At 70.3% G+C, this 15,649-nt stretch carries 15 protein-coding genes and 3 tRNA genes; 9 read left to right on the plus strand and 9 right to left on the minus strand.

The genetic code is table 11. From position 1 onward, the window contains the following. Positions 1-426: 426 nt before the first annotated feature. The 4 genes from QSK32_RS37290 to QSK32_RS37305 all read right to left on the minus strand — a co-directional run bounded on the left by QSK32_RS37290 (position 427) and on the right by QSK32_RS37305 (position 5,008). Positions 427-1,281: a Rieske (2Fe-2S) protein gene (locus QSK32_RS37290; protein WP_211275368.1), complete on the minus strand. Its 855-nt coding sequence runs from the start codon at positions 1,279-1,281 to the stop codon at positions 427-429. Between the two features lie 36 nt (positions 1,282-1,317). After that, positions 1,318-2,691 carry a dihydrolipoyl dehydrogenase family protein gene (locus QSK32_RS37295; protein WP_045742622.1) on the minus strand — a complete coding sequence of 458 codons (1,374 nt, stop codon included), beginning with the start codon at positions 2,689-2,691 and terminating at the stop codon, positions 1,318-1,320. 104 nt (positions 2,692-2,795) lie between these two features. Beyond that, entirely contained in the window at positions 2,796-4,121 is a 1,326-nt protein-coding gene (locus QSK32_RS37300; RefSeq protein WP_285474607.1) for a cryptochrome/photolyase family protein, read from the minus strand. Continuing rightward, on the minus strand, positions 4,121-5,008 hold the full coding sequence (locus QSK32_RS37305; RefSeq protein ID WP_045742620.1) for a phytoene/squalene synthase family protein: 888 nt from the start codon (positions 5,006-5,008) through the stop codon (positions 4,121-4,123). The genes QSK32_RS37300 and QSK32_RS37305 overlap by 1 nt, the downstream gene beginning before the upstream one ends. A 69-nt stretch (positions 5,009-5,077) precedes the next feature. Here QSK32_RS37305 and QSK32_RS37310 point away from each other — a divergent pair, with 69 nt between their 5' ends. From QSK32_RS37310 to QSK32_RS37340, 7 genes are all read left to right on the plus strand, one after another. Next, a complete protein-coding gene (locus QSK32_RS37310) occupies positions 5,078-6,148 on the plus strand; it encodes a polyprenyl synthetase family protein (RefSeq protein WP_045742619.1) in 1,071 nt (356 codons plus the stop codon). A gap of 34 nt (positions 6,149-6,182) precedes the next feature. Beyond that, positions 6,183-7,667 carry a phytoene desaturase family protein gene (gene crtI, locus QSK32_RS37315; protein WP_285474608.1) on the plus strand — a complete coding sequence of 495 codons (1,485 nt, stop codon included), beginning with the start codon at positions 6,183-6,185 and terminating at the stop codon, positions 7,665-7,667. Next, complete coding sequence (gene idi, locus QSK32_RS37320) at positions 7,664-8,263, plus strand: isopentenyl-diphosphate Delta-isomerase (protein WP_045742617.1); 600 nt, start codon at positions 7,664-7,666, stop codon at positions 8,261-8,263. Before crtI ends, idi begins: the two co-directional genes overlap by 4 nt. Next, complete coding sequence (locus tag QSK32_RS37325; RefSeq protein WP_285474609.1) at positions 8,253-9,179, plus strand: MerR family transcriptional regulator; 927 nt, start codon at positions 8,253-8,255, stop codon at positions 9,177-9,179. The genes idi and QSK32_RS37325 overlap by 11 nt, the downstream gene beginning before the upstream one ends. A 187-nt stretch (positions 9,180-9,366) precedes the next feature. Then, positions 9,367-9,439 (plus strand) — tRNA-Glu (locus QSK32_RS37330). A gap of 61 nt (positions 9,440-9,500) precedes the next feature. Then, a tRNA-Asp gene (locus QSK32_RS37335) sits at positions 9,501-9,574 on the plus strand. A gap of 13 nt (positions 9,575-9,587) precedes the next feature. Continuing rightward, a tRNA-Phe gene (locus QSK32_RS37340) sits at positions 9,588-9,661 on the plus strand. A gap of 1,124 nt (positions 9,662-10,785) precedes the next feature. Here QSK32_RS37340 and QSK32_RS37345 read toward each other — a convergent pair. After that, positions 10,786-11,763: a calcium-binding protein gene (locus QSK32_RS37345; protein ID WP_052720478.1), complete on the minus strand. Its 978-nt coding sequence runs from the start codon at positions 11,761-11,763 to the stop codon at positions 10,786-10,788. Between the two features lie 356 nt (positions 11,764-12,119). On the opposite strand from QSK32_RS37345, the gene QSK32_RS37350 reads away from it, so the two are divergent. Continuing rightward, entirely contained in the window at positions 12,120-12,428 is a 309-nt protein-coding gene (locus QSK32_RS37350) for a hypothetical protein (protein WP_045742646.1), read from the plus strand. Between the two features lie 34 nt (positions 12,429-12,462). Here the strand turns inward: QSK32_RS37350 and QSK32_RS37355 are convergent, their stop codons facing one another. Both QSK32_RS37355 and QSK32_RS37360 read right to left on the minus strand, forming a co-directional pair. Beyond that, on the minus strand, positions 12,463-12,861 hold the full coding sequence (locus QSK32_RS37355; RefSeq protein WP_045742615.1) for a hypothetical protein: 399 nt from the start codon (positions 12,859-12,861) through the stop codon (positions 12,463-12,465). Positions 12,862-12,916: 55 nt separating this feature from the next. Next, positions 12,917-13,267: a hotdog fold thioesterase gene (locus QSK32_RS37360; protein ID WP_045742645.1), complete on the minus strand. Its 351-nt coding sequence runs from the start codon at positions 13,265-13,267 to the stop codon at positions 12,917-12,919. 200 nt (positions 13,268-13,467) lie between these two features. Between QSK32_RS37360 and QSK32_RS37365 the strand changes: the two genes are divergently transcribed. After that, a complete protein-coding gene (locus tag QSK32_RS37365) occupies positions 13,468-13,719 on the plus strand; it encodes a hypothetical protein (protein WP_045742614.1) in 252 nt (83 codons plus the stop codon). Positions 13,720-13,797: 78 nt separating this feature from the next. Here the strand turns inward: QSK32_RS37365 and QSK32_RS37370 are convergent, their stop codons facing one another. Then, a complete protein-coding gene (locus tag QSK32_RS37370; RefSeq protein WP_045742613.1) occupies positions 13,798-15,066 on the minus strand; it encodes a PrsW family intramembrane metalloprotease in 1,269 nt (422 codons plus the stop codon). Then, positions 15,063-15,644 carry a hypothetical protein gene (locus tag QSK32_RS37375; RefSeq protein ID WP_045742612.1) on the minus strand — a complete coding sequence of 194 codons (582 nt, stop codon included), beginning with the start codon at positions 15,642-15,644 and terminating at the stop codon, positions 15,063-15,065. The genes QSK32_RS37370 and QSK32_RS37375 overlap by 4 nt, the downstream gene beginning before the upstream one ends. Positions 15,645-15,649 lie beyond the last annotated feature (5 nt).

The raw sequence follows: 15,649 nt of genomic DNA on the forward strand, positions 1-15,649 counted from the left end.
TCTCCAACCCACCACCGAAATGATGAGCCGGGGTATTGCCATAATTGGCACTGGCTTATCAAGCACCCTGTTGAGTTCTCAAAGAACAACCGCACACCATCTCACGACCCGCTTCCGCGGCCCGTTGTCCGGGGCACTCGCTCAACTTTACTAGGTCTTCTTGGCGTTGTCAACCGGTTTCTCCCGGTTGGTGCCGATCTAACCTAGTTCGCCCCACCGATCAGAGCCCATGGCTATGCCCTGGTCTCAAGATCAGAAGTTTTAGCAGGACGGCCGGTCCGAAGCCCTCCACTGAAGTGGAGTTCTTCGTTTTGCCTCGCCCGTTTCCCTGCTGGCTCGCAAAACATTACCCGCAGGTCTCCCGCTGCTCCAAATCGGGTACCAGTGTTGCGCATAACCCCTGCTCAACGCCGGGAAAAGCCAGAATCAGGGTCGGCGCACCTCGACGGCTCCGTCGCGAACCCGTACCGGCAGAACGGGTTGCGCATTCCCGGCCGGCCCGTGCACTACCGCCCCGTCGGCCAGCCTGAACGTGCTTCCGTGCCACGGGCACACCACGCAGGCGTCCGCGCCGGTCCCCTCGATCTCGCCCTCACCGAGCGGACCGGCCTCGTGGGAGCAGCGCTCGATCAGCGCGGTGACCTGATCGCCGCGCCGGTGAAGCAGGACCGGGACACCACCCGCCTTCCGGACCGCGGTCTTCCCGTCCGGTAGCGAGGCCAGCGAGGAGACCACGGTCCACGACTCCGGGACGAGGGCTACCTCCGGCGCCGCATGGCTGATGCCGGCGCCTTGCGCGTACGAGAGATGGCCCCCGAGATAGGCGCCCGCTCCCGCAACCGAAAGTCCGGCGTAAGCCAGTGCCCGGCCCCGACCGGCATGGCCGGTGAGCCGTGCGATCAGCGAGCTCACGTAGAGACCGGTGGCGACCGCGTTGGTCGCCGCGTGCACCAGGCCGACCCGGCGCCGGTCCCGGGTCGTCTCGGACCAGTCGACCCAGCCGGCGATCGCGGCCGGCACGACTCCGGCGGTGCCGACCGCGATCAGCGTGGTGGCGGACCGGCGCCCACCCGGCACCAGGTCGAGGATCGCCGCGGAGAGGAACGCCCCGACGGGAACCTGGACCAGGACCGGGTGCAGCGGGTGCCCCCACGGGCTGCCGTGCAGGAGGTCGCGCAGTCGGCGTGGCCGGACCGCCGCCGTGACCACGGACTGGATTCTGTCGCCGGCGCCGTCGAGGGCGTCAGCCTGTTCGAGTCTGGTGATCGCCTGGCGCAACATGTCAGACGGGTGCCCGGGAGACGGCGACCGAAACGTCTAGGCGAGTGCCTTCAGGGCATCGCCGATCCCGCGGTGGAAGGTCGGGTAGGCCCAGATCTGACTGGCAAGCGTGCTCAGCGGCACCTCGGCGTGCACCGCCACCGCCAGCGCGCCGATCATCTCGCCACCGGACGGCCCCGCGGTGCTGGCGCCGACCAGGACTCCCCGCCCGGCGTCCGCGATCACCTTGATGAAGCCCTCGTTGCCGGGTCCGTGGATGAAACCCCGGGAGGTGTACGAGAGCGGCACATGTCCCACCCGCACGTCGAGGCCGGCGTCGCGGGCCTGCTTCTCGGTCAGTCCCACCGCACCGATCTCCGGGTCGAGGAACGTGACGCGGGGCAGTGCGCGGTAGTCGGCGCCCGGCCCGCCCTGTCCGAGGATGTCGCGGACCGCGATGTCGGCCTCGTACATCGCCATGTGGGTGAAGGCACCGTGGCCGGTCACGTCGCCGACCGCCCAGATCCCGTCGGCGGCGCGCATCCGGTCGTCGGTGCCGAGGAACCGGGCCTGCGGGTCGAGCCCCACGGTCTCGAGTCCGAGGTCGGTGAGGCGTGCGCTGCGACCGGTCGCGATCAGCAGCCGTTCGCCGGTGACGGTGCTGCCGTCGGTGAGGGTGACGGTGAAGCCGCCGTCGTGGTCGACGCGTTCGGCGTGCACCCCGAGCCGGACGGTGACGCCGTCGGCGGCGAGCACCTCGGCCGCCACCGCCGACGATTCGGGTTCCTCGGCGGCGAGCACCCGCGGCGAGCCCTCGATGATCGTGACCTGGACGCCGAAGCGGGCGAAGGCCTGGGCGAACTCGCAGCCGATCGCGCCGCCGCCGAGGATCAGCAGCGATGCGGGGAGGGTGGTGACCTCGACGGCTTCCCGGTTGGTCCAGTACGGGGTGCCGGCGAGACCGTCGATCGGCGGGATGACGGCGGCGGTGCCGGTCGCGATGACGAGACCGCGGCCGGCCGCGTACACCTGCTCACCGACCTTGACGCGGCCGGGACCGACGATCGTGGCCCGGCCTCGCACGAAGGTCCCGCCCTTGCCGGTGAACCGGTCGACGGCGACCTTGTCGTTCCAGTCGTCGGTGGCCTCGTCGCGGATGCGTTTGGCGACCGGTGCCCAGTCCGGTGTGACGGTCGAGGTGCCGGCGAGCTGCGGGATGCGGCGAGCCTCGGCGAGGGCCGACCCGGCACGGACCATGATCTTGGTGGGGATGCATCCCCAGTAGGGGCATTCGCCGCCGACCAGGTTGTGTTCGACGCCGACCACGCTCAGGCCGGCCGCGGCGAGCCGGCCGCCGACCTCCTCGCCGCCGACTCCGAGACCGACGACCACGACGTCCACTTGCTGAACTGCTTCGACCGATTCACCCATGGGGCACAGCTAAGCAAAGAAAGAACGGCAGCGGAGCCCACCGGTTGACGTTTTGACGGACGCAACGCCGGCGGGCCCCGCTCCCTTCCGCTCGAAAGCGGAATCTACGGCCGCAGCCACACGGCTTCGTCGCGATGCGACTCGAGTGGCGCGGGGTAGTCGAGGTCACGGCGTATCGAAGTGGGCAGGCGCCACGGCTGGTGCACGGCGGCGCCGTCGATTCCCTTGAGTTCGGGTACGTAGCGACGAACGTACACGCCTTCGGGGTCGAACCGTTGCGCTTGACGGATCGGGTTGAAGCGTCGGTAGGGACGGGTGTCGTTGCCGGTCCCGGCCACCCACTGCCAGTTGCCGGAGTTGTTCGGGACGTCGCCGTCGAGCAGCCAGCGGAAGAACCACCGTTCGCCGAGGCGCCAGTCGATGCCCAGGTGCTTGGTGAGGAACGCCGCGGTGATCAGGCGGGCCCGGTTGTGCATCCAGCCCTCGGTGCGCAGCTGGCGCATCCCGGCGTCGACGACCGGGACCCCGGTGAGTCCGTCCTGCCAGTGCCGCAGGGCGTCCTCGTCGGTGCGCCAGCCGGTGTCCCGGGCGGCCTGGATCGGTTCGGTGGAGATCTTCGGGAAGATCGCGACGACCTGGTAATAGAAGTCGCGCCAGCAGAGCTGACGGACGAAGGCGTCGGCGTTGCGGGACCTGGCCGCCTCGGCGACGGCCAGGGGCGACAGGCAACCCCAGCGGAGGTACGGGCTGAGCCTGCTGGTCGCATCACCCGGCATGTCGTCGTGCGCTTCCGCGTACCCGTCGAGATGGCGCAACCATGTGCTCAGCCGCCGCCGAGCGACGGTCTCGCCTCCTTCGGCGGCATGGGGTGATTCGCCGTCCGGGACGGCCGGCAGACGTCCGACGCTGATCCCGCCGGGCAGAGTGACGGCGGCCGGTACCGCTGCCTCGGTCCGCCATGTCGCCTGTGACCAGGACCGGTGGTAGGGCGAGAACACCTTGTACGCCGCCCCGCCGCTGCCGGGCCGGACCGCGCCCGGTTCGACGATCGTCACGCCGGGGAACAGTTCGAGGGCGAGGCGGTGCCGTTCGCACTCCTCGGCGAGGCGGCGTTCCCGGCGGCGGGCGTAACGGCTGACGTCCGCGGCGAGGCCGACCCACGCGGCGTCGTGCTCCCGGGCCACCTTGATCGTCTCGGCGACCGGGTCGCCGGTGCGCAGGACCAGGTCGCCGCCGCGTTCACGCAGCTGTTCGCGCAGGTCGGCGAGGCTCTGGTGGAGGAACCGGGTGCGGTTCGGGGAGAGCGAGCCGAGCGTCGGGTCGAGCACGTAGAGCGGGATCACCCGGTCGGCGTTCGCGCACGCCGCGGCGAGGGCCGGGTTGTCGTGCACCCGCAGGTCGCGGGTGAACAGGACGACCGCGGTCCGCATCAGGCCGCCAACTGGATCGGGGTGCCCGGGCGGGTCAGCAGGCTGCGGACGGCGACCGCGGCCCGGCGGTGGTTGGGCACGGTGGCGCGTCGGGTGAAGACGTCGTGGCCGGCCGCCTCGATCTCGTCGAGGATGCCGCCGTAGAGCTGGAAGGCGGTCCGCATGCAGGCCTGGGAGGCGGGTTCCAGCAGCGGGATGCCGGGGGCGGCGGCCGCGTAGTGCTCGCGGGCCAGCGCCACCTCGGCCTTGATCAGGTTGCGGATCGGCGGGGTGGTGACGCCGCGTTCCAGGTCCTCGCGGGTGACGCCGTGCGCGGCGAGATGCTCCTCGGGCAGGTAGATCCGGTCGCGTCGCAGGTCCTCGGCGACGTCCCGGATGAAGTTGGTGAGCTGGAACGCGAAGCCCAGCTGGCGGGCGGGTTCGCGGGCGGCGACCGGGTCGGAGGAGCCCAGGATCGGCAGCATCATGGTGCCGATGACGGCGGCCGAGCCGTCCATGTAGTCGAGCAGGTCGTCGTAGGTGCGGTAGCCGGTGACGGTGATGTCCATGGCCATGCTGCGCAGGAACTTCTCGAAGTCCTCGAGGTCCAGGTCGAACACTGCGATGGTGTGCAGGACGGCGGGCAGCAGCTCGTCGTCGACGTCCTCGCCGCGCAGTCCGGCGAGGAACCGGTCGGACCAGGCGGTCAGCAGGGCGGCCCGCTCGGCGGGGGGCCGGGACTCGGTGCGGTCCACGATTTCGTCCGCATATCGGGTGAAACCGTACAGGGCATGCACGTGCCGCCGCTTCCACGCCGGTAGCAACCGGGTGGCCAGGTAGTACGTCCGCCCGTGCTCTCGGTGCAGCTCGCGGCAGCGTTCATAGGCCGCCGCCAAATCGGTTTCCATCCCGGGCCTCCCGGTTAAATCGACGCACGAATCGACGCAACTTCAACGAGTTAGGGTACGGTACCCAGCGTGGCCAATCACACCCTCGAGGGAAATCGCGTCGAAGCGATCCCCCGCCAGCCGGTCTCGCATCGAGCGCTGATCGGCGCCGTCGAGGGCACGCTCGCCGATTTCCTCGCCTCGCAGATCGCCGCCCTGGACGCCGTCGACCCCGAGCTGGGCGGCTTCGCCCGGACTGCCCGTGACCTGGTGATGGCCGGCGGCAAGCGACTCCGGCCGACCTTCGCGTACTGGGGGTGGCGTGGGATCACCGGCCCAGCCGAACCGGTCGAACCTGTACTACCCGCTCTCGGCGCTCTCGAACTCATGCACACGTTCGCGCTGGTCCACGACGACGTGATGGACGATTCGGCCACCCGCCGGGGACGGCCCACCGCGCACCGGCTCTTCGCCGCCCGCAACGGCACCAGGTTCGGGACGTCCGCGGCGATACTGGCCGGCGACCTCTGCCTGGTGTGGGCGGATCAGCTGCTGGCGCGTACCCCGCTGACACCGCACGTGCTGATGGAGGCCCGCACCCGGTATGACCGGATGCGCATCGAAGCCGTCGCCGGGCAGTACCTCGACGTGCTCGGCGAGACCGACCCCGGCTCGTGGTCGGTGGAACGCGCACTGCTCGTCGCCCGGCACAAGACCGCCAGCTACACCGTGCAGTGGCCGCTCGGCTTCGGCCTGGCGCTGGCCGGCGGCGACCCGCGCCTGGACGAGGCGTTCCAGATCTACGGCATCGCGGTCGGCGAGGCCTTCCAGCTGCGCGACGACCTGCTCGGTGTGTACGGCGACCCGGCGGTCACCGGCAAACCCGCCGACGACGACCTGCGCAGCGAGAAACCGACCACCCTGCGGATGCTGGCCCGGCGGATGGCCACCGACGCGCAGCGCGACGAACTCGACCGGGGTGCCGGCCCCTCCCGGCAGGCGCAGATCATCACCGCGACCGGCGCACGGGACCGCGTCGAGGAGATGATCCAGGAGCGGGTCGAGGAGGGTGTCGCGGCGATCCGGGCGGCGCCCATGCAGCCCGACGCGCGGGCCGCACTGCTCGAGCTGGCCGTCGCCGCCACGCACCGACCGGCATGATCCCTGTTCTTCCCCCTCTGTCTGGAGTCGTGACGTGCGAGTTGTGAACGGGCCCACCGAACGCGTCGTGGTGGTCGGCGCCGGCTTGGGCGGATTGGCGTGCGCCCTGCACCTGGCCGCGGCCGGGCGCCAGGTCACCGTCGTCGAACGGGAACCGGTGCCGGGCGGCCGGGCCGGGCGGCTGGCCCTCGGTGCATACGAGTTCGACACCGGGCCCACCGTGCTGACCATGCCGGAACTGATCGAGGAACCCCTGGCGGCGGTCGGCGAGAAGCTCTCGGACTGGCTGGAGCTGACCCCGCTCGACCCGGCGTACCGGGCGTTCTACCCGGACGGGTCGACGCTTGACGTGCGTACCGACACGACCCGGATGGCAGCCGAGATCGCCCGGGTCTGCGGGGCGCGCGAGGCCGACGGCTACCTGCGGTTCGTGGACTACACCCGGCGGCTGTGGCAGCTGGAACGGGACAACTTCATCGACCGGAACCTGGACTCCCCGATCGACCTGCTCAACCTCAACCTGCTGAAGCTGCTGGGAATGGGCGGGTTCCGGCGACTCCAGCCCAAGATCGATCAGTTCTTCAAGGACCCGCGGACCCGGCGGATCTTCTCGTTCCAGGCGATGTACGCGGGACTCGCCCCGCACGACGCGCTCGCCATCTACGCGGTGATCGCGTACCTCGACTCGGTCGCCGGGGTGTACTACCCCAAGGGCGGGATGCACGCGGTGCCGCGGGCGCTGGCCGGCGCCGCCGAGAAACACGGGGTCACCTTCCGGTACGACACGACCGTCGAGAAGGTCACCACGGCACACGGCAAAGCCACCGGAGTGCTCACCGCGGGCGGCGACCACATTCCGGCCGACGTGGTCGTACTCAATCCGGATCTGCCGATCGCCTACCGCGACCTGCTCCCGCCGCGGGCTTCGTCACGCCGGCTCCGCTACTCCCCGTCATGCGTGGTCCTGCACATCGGGTCACGGGCTTCGTTCAGCAAGACCGCACACCACAACATCCATTTCGGTACGTCGTGGAAGGGCACCTTCGACGAGGTGATCAACAAGGGTCTGCTGATGAGCGACCCATCCCTGCTGGTCACCAACCCGACCCACACCGACCCGTCCGCGGCGCCCGACGGCCGGCAGAGCTACTACGTGCTCGCGCCCGCCCCCAACCTGGACAAGGCACCGTTCGACTGGCGGGGCGGACTCGGCGAGCGCTACGCCGACGAGATCCTGGGCGTGCTGGAACAGCGCGGATACATCGGCTTCCGGGACGGGGTGGAGGTGCGGCGGATCGTGACGCCGGCCGACTGGGCCGACGAGGGCATGGCCGCCGGCACCCCGTTCGCCGCCGCACACACCTTCGCGCAGACCGGGCCGTTCCGCCCGGCCAACCTGCACCCGACGCTACCCAACGTGGTCTTCACCGGCTCCGGGACGCAACCGGGAGTCGGCGTGCCGATGGTGCTGATCTCCGGGAAACTGGCCGCCGCCCGGGTCACCGGGAGCGCCTCATGACCCACCGGGAGAACCTCCTGGTCGAACTCGTCGACCCGGACGGCACCGCCATCGGGTCGACGACCGTGCTCCGGGCACACGAGGCACCGGGCACGCTGCACCGGGCGTTCTCGGTGTTCCTGCGGGACCCGTCCGGCCGGGTGCTGCTGCAGCAGCGGTCGGCGGCGAAGACCCGGTTCCCGCTGCGCTGGGGCAACACGTGCTGCGGGCATCCGGCGCCCGGACAGTCGGTGGCCGCGGCGGCCGAGGTGCGGATCGGCGAGGAACTGGGCGTCACCGCCTCCGCTCTCTCCTCCACCCTCTCGGAGGTCGGCGTCCACTCGTACTTCGCCGAGGACCCGGTGACCGGGCGGGTGGAGCGGGAGTACGACCACGTGCTCGTGGCCGACGTGCCGGACGGGATGGAGTTCCGGCCCGACCCCGGCGAGGTGGCACGGCTGCTGTGGGTCGCGCCCGAGGACCTGCCGGGGCGTATCTCGGCGGATCCGTTGTCGTACGCGCCCTGGCTCGAAGGGGTCGTCTCGGTCTACTCCTCCGATTTCGCGGTTCACCCGCTTCCGGACTCCTCTCGTTCGGAGCGGTCGGGTGGGCGATGAGGGGCTGAGCCCCGGTGCCGCCGCGCGACGTCTGGGCGTCGCGGTCACCACCCTGCGCACCTGGCATCAGCGTTACGGGCTCGGACCCAGCCGGCACGAGCCGGGACATCATCGGCGTTACACGGTCGAGGACCTCGTCCGGCTGGAGGTGATGCAACGACTGACGGCTCAAGGGGTGGCACCGGCCGAGGCTGCGGCGTGGGCTCGGCGTACCCCGGAACCGGCTCCCGTCCCCGTTGCCGTCCCCGTTGCCGCCCCGGGTTCCTCCCGCTCGGGCGGTGGGCAGACCATCGCCCTCGGGCCGCACGCCGACCCCGCAGCACGGGGGCTCGGACGGTCCGCGATGCGGCTGGACGTGCCGTCGATGCGCTCCGTCCTGGAAGCCGCGATCGCCGGGCGTGGCGTGGTGCCGGCGTGGGAGCAGGTGATCATGCCGGTGCTGATCGGTGTCGGCGAACGGTACGAGGCGACCCGCCGCTTCATCGAGGTCGAACACCTGCTGTCCCGGACGGTCACCGAGGTCCTCGGCGCGGTGCCGCGGCCCTCCGGAACGCCGCGGATCCTCCTGTCCGCCGCCGACGAGGAACAGCACACGCTGCCGCTGGAGGCCCTGGACGCGGCGCTGGCCGAGAAGGGGGTGCCGGCCCGGATGCTGGGTGCGCGGATGCCGGTCCGGGCGCTGGAGGATGCGGTGGCCCGGACCGGGCCGGCGGCCGTCGTGCTCTGGTCACAGCTGCGCGGGACCGGCGACGTCGGCCAACTCCAGCACCTGATGCGGCTGCCGCACCCGCCGCTGGTCGTCGCGGCGGCCGGACCGGGCTGGCCGATGGACGCGCTGCCGGTCGGTGTGACCCCGCTCAGCAGCCTCACCGACGCGGTGAACCTGGTGGCCATCGCCGGAACCGTTGACGTTTGACCTGGTCACAGCGTTGCGAACGGAATCGGGGATACCGATTTGGCGGGCGGTCGGTGGATCACATATGCTTTGCAGGCCTCAACGGGGCGCGGTTGGGGCCAAGCGGCTGAGGTCGAAGCGGCTGAGGTCAAGGCCACCAAACGTTGCCGATCACGCATCCAGCGTGGTGTGCAATGATGGCGGAGTTGCCCTCATCGTCTAGTGGCCTAGGACGCCGCCCTTTCAAGGCGGTAGCACGGGTTCGAATCCCGTTGGGGGTACTGGTAAGTTAGTGATCGCAAGTCACTGACAGACCGGCACGGAATGACAGTTACATAGCAAGGTCCTGTGGAGCAGTTGGAGTGCTCGCCGCCCTGTCAAGGCGGAGGTCGCGGGTTCAAGTCCCGTCAGGACCGCAATGCACGTCGCGGCCAGGTAGCTCAGTTGGTACGAGCGTCCGACTGAAAATCGGAAGGTCGGCGGTTCGACCCCGCCCCTGGCCACTTTTACCGAACCAGGTAGACAAGCCCTCTTCTGCGAATTCGCGGTTGAGGGCTTCGTCATTTCCGGGCCTCTTCAGTCGTTTCGGTGGTCGCTCGTGGCCCCACCACGGTCACTCCCTTTCACTGTCGGGGCTATCTCTCGCACCGCGTCCGGTTCCCTCCAGCAGTGTCCTTCGCCGACGAAGTCTGCCCATGTGCCACTCGACTTCGTCCGGAGCCAACCGACCGGATGACGGCATCGCCATTGGCACCCGGCGCGTGCCGCCTTCGATCTTCAGCTGCGGATCGAGGGCCGTCGGCTCCGCCACGGGTGTGGTGAGTTGGGGTGTGGTGAGTTGGGGTGCGCAGCGCGGCCGTAATCACCACGCCCGCCACAGGTGTGGTGATTTCGGGTGCCCAGCACGCCCGTAATCACCACGCCCCGCCACGGGTGTGGTGATTTCGGGTGCCCAGCACGCCCGTAATCACCACGCCGCCACGGGTGTGGTGATTACGGGCGTCCAGCGCGCCCGAAATCACCACGCAGACCTTGACCGCGAAACGTGTCTAGCTGGCCCGGTCAGCAGGCGGCAGGTGTGGTGGTGGCGATCGGTTGCTGATCTTGCCGTTCGACCTTCGGCGTCACTCTGGTCCGGGTCATCAGGTCGTCGGGGGTGGCTGTAGCCGGTGCCGGGCGCTTGTAGTGGCCGGGGTCGGAGGCGTGTGTGCCGGCGGTGGGCCCCTGCGAAGTCGATCACCTGGCCCTGCGCTACTGCTGCTTCAACGTCGGTGAGGCAGCAATAGCGCGGGGCCAGGTGATCGACTTCGGGAGAGTGGACGCGTTGTCGGCTTGAGGTGTCGTGGGCATGCGTGCCGAGGAAGTCCGGGGTCGGGCGCTGTCATCCGCGTGAGCGGGCGCCGGCCGGTGTCAGGCGGGCCGTGAAGCACTGCAGCGCCCGGTTTGCGGTAGAAGAGTGTGTCGATGCCGCATGGGGGTACGGGTTTGACGGCGCTGTGTACATCCGTGGCGGGTGTGGCAACACCCGCCGTGGATGTGGAGCCCGTTTCGGAACAGCTTCCGAAACGAGCGACCCAGACAAGAACGGCCCGGCAGAGGATGCCGGGCCGTTCCGAGGGACGAGGGGTCAGCCGCGCAGGGTGGCCAGGTCCGCGGCGTCCACCGCGTTCTTGCGGAGGTCCTCGCAGTTGACCGCGGTGCCCGCGGCCCGCACCAGGCACACGTCCGCCTGCGAGCCGCCGTCGAGGCGGTCGCGGGCGGTGGTGCTGCCGGTGTGGTTGCCGCTGCTGTCGAGGTCGCCGCCGATCAGGACGTCCTCGCCGGCGTCGCCGTAGATCAGGTCGTCGCCGGCCTGACCGATGGCCCAGTCGGCGCCCGCGCCCGCGTAGAGCTTGTCGTTGCCCGCGCCGCCCTGGAGCTCGTCGTCGCCGGCTTCGCCCTTGAGGTTGTCGTTGCCGGCCTCGCCGAGGAGGAAGTCGTTGCCGGCGCCGCCGTAGACGACGTCGTTGCCCGCTCCGGCGTGGACCTCGTCCTTGCCGGCCTCGCCGTAGACGGTGTCGGTGCCCGCACCGGCGTCGATCTTGTCGTCGCCCGCGCCGCCCTTGATCAGGTCGTTGCCGGAGCCGCCGAAGAGGGTGTCGTTGCCGCCGTTGCCCCAGATCTTGTCGTTGCCGGTGCCGCCCTGCAGCTGTTCGCCGGCCGAGCCACCGATCAGGACGTCGTTGCCGGAGCCGCCGTCGGCGAACAGGTAGACCCCGGTCTTGTTGGTGATCTTGTCATTCTTGTCGCCGAGGGCAGCGGTGATCTTCGTGGTCTTCTTCTTGGTGGTGCACTTGACCTTGGTCTTGTCGCCCTTGACCGCCTTGCAGCCCTTGCCCGCCGTGAGCGCGACCGTGTCGTTCAGCGTGACGGTGCGGCCGCTGATCGTGATGACCAGGTTGTTGCTCTTGCCCATCAGGGCGTTGAACTGGACCGTCGACGAACCGACGACCTTCGCCAGCCCACTGGTGTAGGCCTGTGCCGGGCTGGCGATCACCGACGTGGCGGCGACCGCGGCGGCGGTGAGGCCGACGGTGGCGAGGGCTTTGCGGCGGAACGAGTGCATCAAGGTCTTCTTCTCCCCATGAGATCAACAGCCACCGCAGCCTAAGGGGGTACGGCGGTGTCGCCACCAGCCGAAAAGACCGAACCTGATCATGAGAAAGGCCCGTGCCGTCACGGGGGGAACGGCACGGGCCTTGCACAGAACGGTAGCCACCTCCGGCCGACTTTTCGAGGGTGGCGGCCGAATTCATGGCAACCGCACAGGAAACCGAGACCTGATCGGCAGCCGCGGATTCGTCCTTTGTGCGCACACCGGCAAGCCGCCCCACTCATCCACACTCACGGGGCAGCCTCTTGATGGGCGACGCCCGGTCCATCACAGTGTGGTATCGGGTTCGGTCAAAGGAGGGCACGGTCGTGCAGACCTTCACGAACGAGGCGGAACAGGCGGCCTTCACCCTCGCGGAGGCGCTCTGCGAGAAGGCGATGTCGTGCATGCGCAGCGCCGAGGAGGCCTCCGAGGCCTTCCGCAACGGTCAGACCGCGATGCGGCGGCAGTTCCGCGCCCGCGGCCTGTCCGAGGTGGAGGCCGACATCCGCTGGTCCGGGTCGGCGCAGGCATCGCGGGCCATCGCCGACAACGGCTTCTTCATGTCGCAGGCGGCGATGTTCAACACCGCGGCGACCGCGCAATACGCGAAGGCGCTCTATCTCCGGACCAGATAGGACAGACGTCTCCGGGGTACGCGTCGGAGCACGGTCACGCAGCGCGGGCGTCGCGGTGGCGCAACGTCGCGACGGTGGATCCGGCGAGGGCGATCAGGCAGTCCGGCAGTTGCCCGTCCTGGATCGCGGCGCCGAAGAGCGCCTCACCGGTCGGGAAGTCGCCGTTGACATACGCGCTGACGAACCTCGCCACCCAGCGCTTGTCATACCGCGCGTCGTCGATGCCCGGGAACTCCAGGGTCCAGGCGCCACCGATCGGCACCTGGCCGACCATCGTCGCCGCCAGGCACCAGGCCACGTCCCAGGCCCCGACCACACCCTCACGGCTGACCACCGCGTCGAAGGTGTCGGCCACGGCAGCGCTGTCGCCGGTGAGCGCGCTCTCCAGAACCTGCGCGGCGTCGTCGAATGCGTGCTGTGGTACTTCGGTCACGTCAGAAAAGGTACGCGGAACCGTCAAGCTCCGCTCGTGGATCTACCTGTGAGTATCAGGCCCCGCGGAGCAGGCAGGTGATGCGCGCGGTGCACACCCGCTCGTCCGCCTCGTCGAGCAGGACCACTTCGTACGTCGCGACGGCACGTCCCCGGTGCACGGGGGTGGCGACGCCGGTGACCAGTCCGGACCGGGCGGCCCGGTGATGGGTGGCGTTGATGTCCACGCCGACCGCGAACGGACGGTCGACGGTCTGCCCGTGCAGCACCGCGCCGACCGAGCCCAGCGTCTCCGCCAGCACGCAGGAGGCCCCGCCGTGCAGCAGACCGTACGGCTGGGTGTTGCCCTCGACGGGCATGGTCCCGACGACCCGCTCGGCGGTCGCCTCGGTGATCACGATGCCCATCCGCTCGGCGAGCGCACCGCCACCGCTGCTGGTGAACAGGTGCTGCGTGCCGTCTTCCGCGATATCCACGACGGCGTACGTTACCCGCGTATCAACCAGCACCCAGCGACATGTATCACAGCCGGACGTCTGCCTCTGGCGGTGATCGGGTACAGATGTGTCCATCGAGCCGGAAGATCCGGCAGGGAAAGGGGAGGGCCATGACGGAGCCGCAGGAGACCGTGGAGACCCGGGGCGACACCCGCGTGGATCTGGTGACCAGCGACGCGAACGGCGACGGCAAGGTCGACGTCTGGGTCTCGGACACCGACGGCGACGGTAAGCCGGACCTGTACCAGTTCGACACCGACGGTGACGGCAAGGTCGACGTCACGATGGTCGACCTCGACGAGGACGGAAACCCGGACCTGGTCGTGGACGGCGACGGCGGACTGCCGCCGGCGACCGTCTGAGCCCGGCGCCTGTTTCGTGAAGGGGCAGGAGCGCGGCGAGGTTCAGGTGCCGTCCTGCCATCCCTCGCGTGACAGGCGCTAGCCGCTCAGGGCGGACAACGCCACCCAGAGGACGGCGAGCGCCACCGCGGTGGTGCCGACCGTGGAGACGGTGTGCCGCCAGGAGCGGACGCCTTCGACGGCCTCCGGGTGGCCCAGCGATTCCAGCGCCGCGCGGTGCGTACGGACTTCGGCGCGGTGCCGGATCGCGGTGTCCTCGGTGGGTTCCGCCGGGGCCCGGCTCAACTCCACCGCCAGCCGGGCCTGGGCACGTTGCAGACGGCGGACCGCGGCCCGGCCGCGGCGGCCGACGCTTGCCGCGGCGTGCCGGCGGGCGGCCGCGCGCCGTGATCCGGAGCCGAGCACCCGCAGTTCGCCGTCGGTGATCAGGGCCGGGTCGCGCAGGGTGGCGAGTTTCGCGACGTAGTAGGCCGCCTCCTGGTCGTGGGCGCGGCGGACCAGCCAGAGGATGAGCAGCAGCGGCGGCAGGCCTTTGACGACCAGCACCGCGAGCAGGGCCAGCGCGCCGTTGCCCAGGCCGTCCCGCAGCAGCGGCGAGTTCCACAGCACGTGCGAGGCCCAGGCGCCGAAGAACGCGCATCCGGCCATCGCGACCCGGTGTCCCCGGCCGCGGTCCGGGGTGACCACGAGGTACCCGATGCCGGCGCCGGCCAGGGCGCCGAACAGGGTGTGGCTCCACACCCCGGCCAGGAAGCCGCGGACCAGGAACGTGGTGATCACCGGCTGGACCTGGTCGCCTTCGCCGGCGAGCGCGACCGCGCCGATCGCGAACACCACGTCCTCGACGATCTGGAAGCCCAGCCCGACCAGCGCGCCGTAGACGACGCCGTCCAGGACGCTGTTCACCTGGGCGCGGGCGATCAGCACGATGGCCACCACGCCGAGTGTCTTGGCGATCTCCTCGACGGTCGGCCCGGCCAGGGCGGCACCCCAGTCGGCGGCCAGGTGCGGGGAGCCGAGTTTGGCGATCAGGTTCTCCAGGGCGGTGCTGCCCGGGATGGACACCGTGGTCGCGACCAGGCCTCCCCAGGCGAAGGCCACCACGCGCAGGCCGGCCGGTTCGCGTTCCAGGAAGTCGAGTTCCGAGACGAAGAGCCAGAAAGGGACGGCGAGCAGCGCGAACAGTGCGATCGCGGTGATCGTGGCGATCGGGAACGTCGCGAGGAACCGGGTGGTGATCTGGCCGATCCGGATCGCTCCGGCGGCGAGCAGCGCGAGAACGATCCAGAACGCCGGTTGCCGGGCGAGCGCGGCCGCCGTGGCGCCCGGCCGCACCGGGTCGCTCATCGACCGGCCTCGTAGTCCAGGGTCCGGGTGCTGGCGTCGATGGCCGGCAGGGTGCGGCCGAGGTCGAGGTCGGCACCGCTGACCGTGACCTCGATGGTGAGCCCGTGGGCGACGAAGACCGCGTACCGGCCGTCGCGTCCGCCGGCGCTGTAGACGCCCTGGACGCCGTCGAGACCGCCGGCCGTGGAGACCGCGAGCTGGGTGCCGGTGACCCGGTGGCCGGAGGTGCCGGTGATGCGCTGGCGCAGACGGACCGCGGCGGCGCTCAGGTCACCGTCGAAGGGCTGGACGGCGATCGCGTAGCGGACCCGGCCGACGCGGAAGAGCGCGGTGCCCCGGTCCTCACCGGGGCGGGTGCCGGTGACGTCGAGGGTGGCGCCGGGTGGTGGCACGACGGTGACCCCGGCGCCGACCGGATAGGGCAGGCCGGCCGGGACCGGTCGCTGCGCCGGGACGGCCTGGTCCAGCAACGGCAGGCCGAAGGTGAGGAAGGCGAGCACCAGCACGAGTCCGAGGGCGAGCGGCAGTCCGAGGGTGCCGGGAAGATCGGTGAGCTGACGCCGCGTGACCGTCCCCATCCGTC

The organism is Actinoplanes sp. NBRC 101535, from assembly GCF_030269225.1.
In the GTDB taxonomy this organism is placed as follows: domain Bacteria; phylum Actinomycetota; class Actinomycetes; order Mycobacteriales; family Micromonosporaceae; genus Actinoplanes; species Actinoplanes rectilineatus.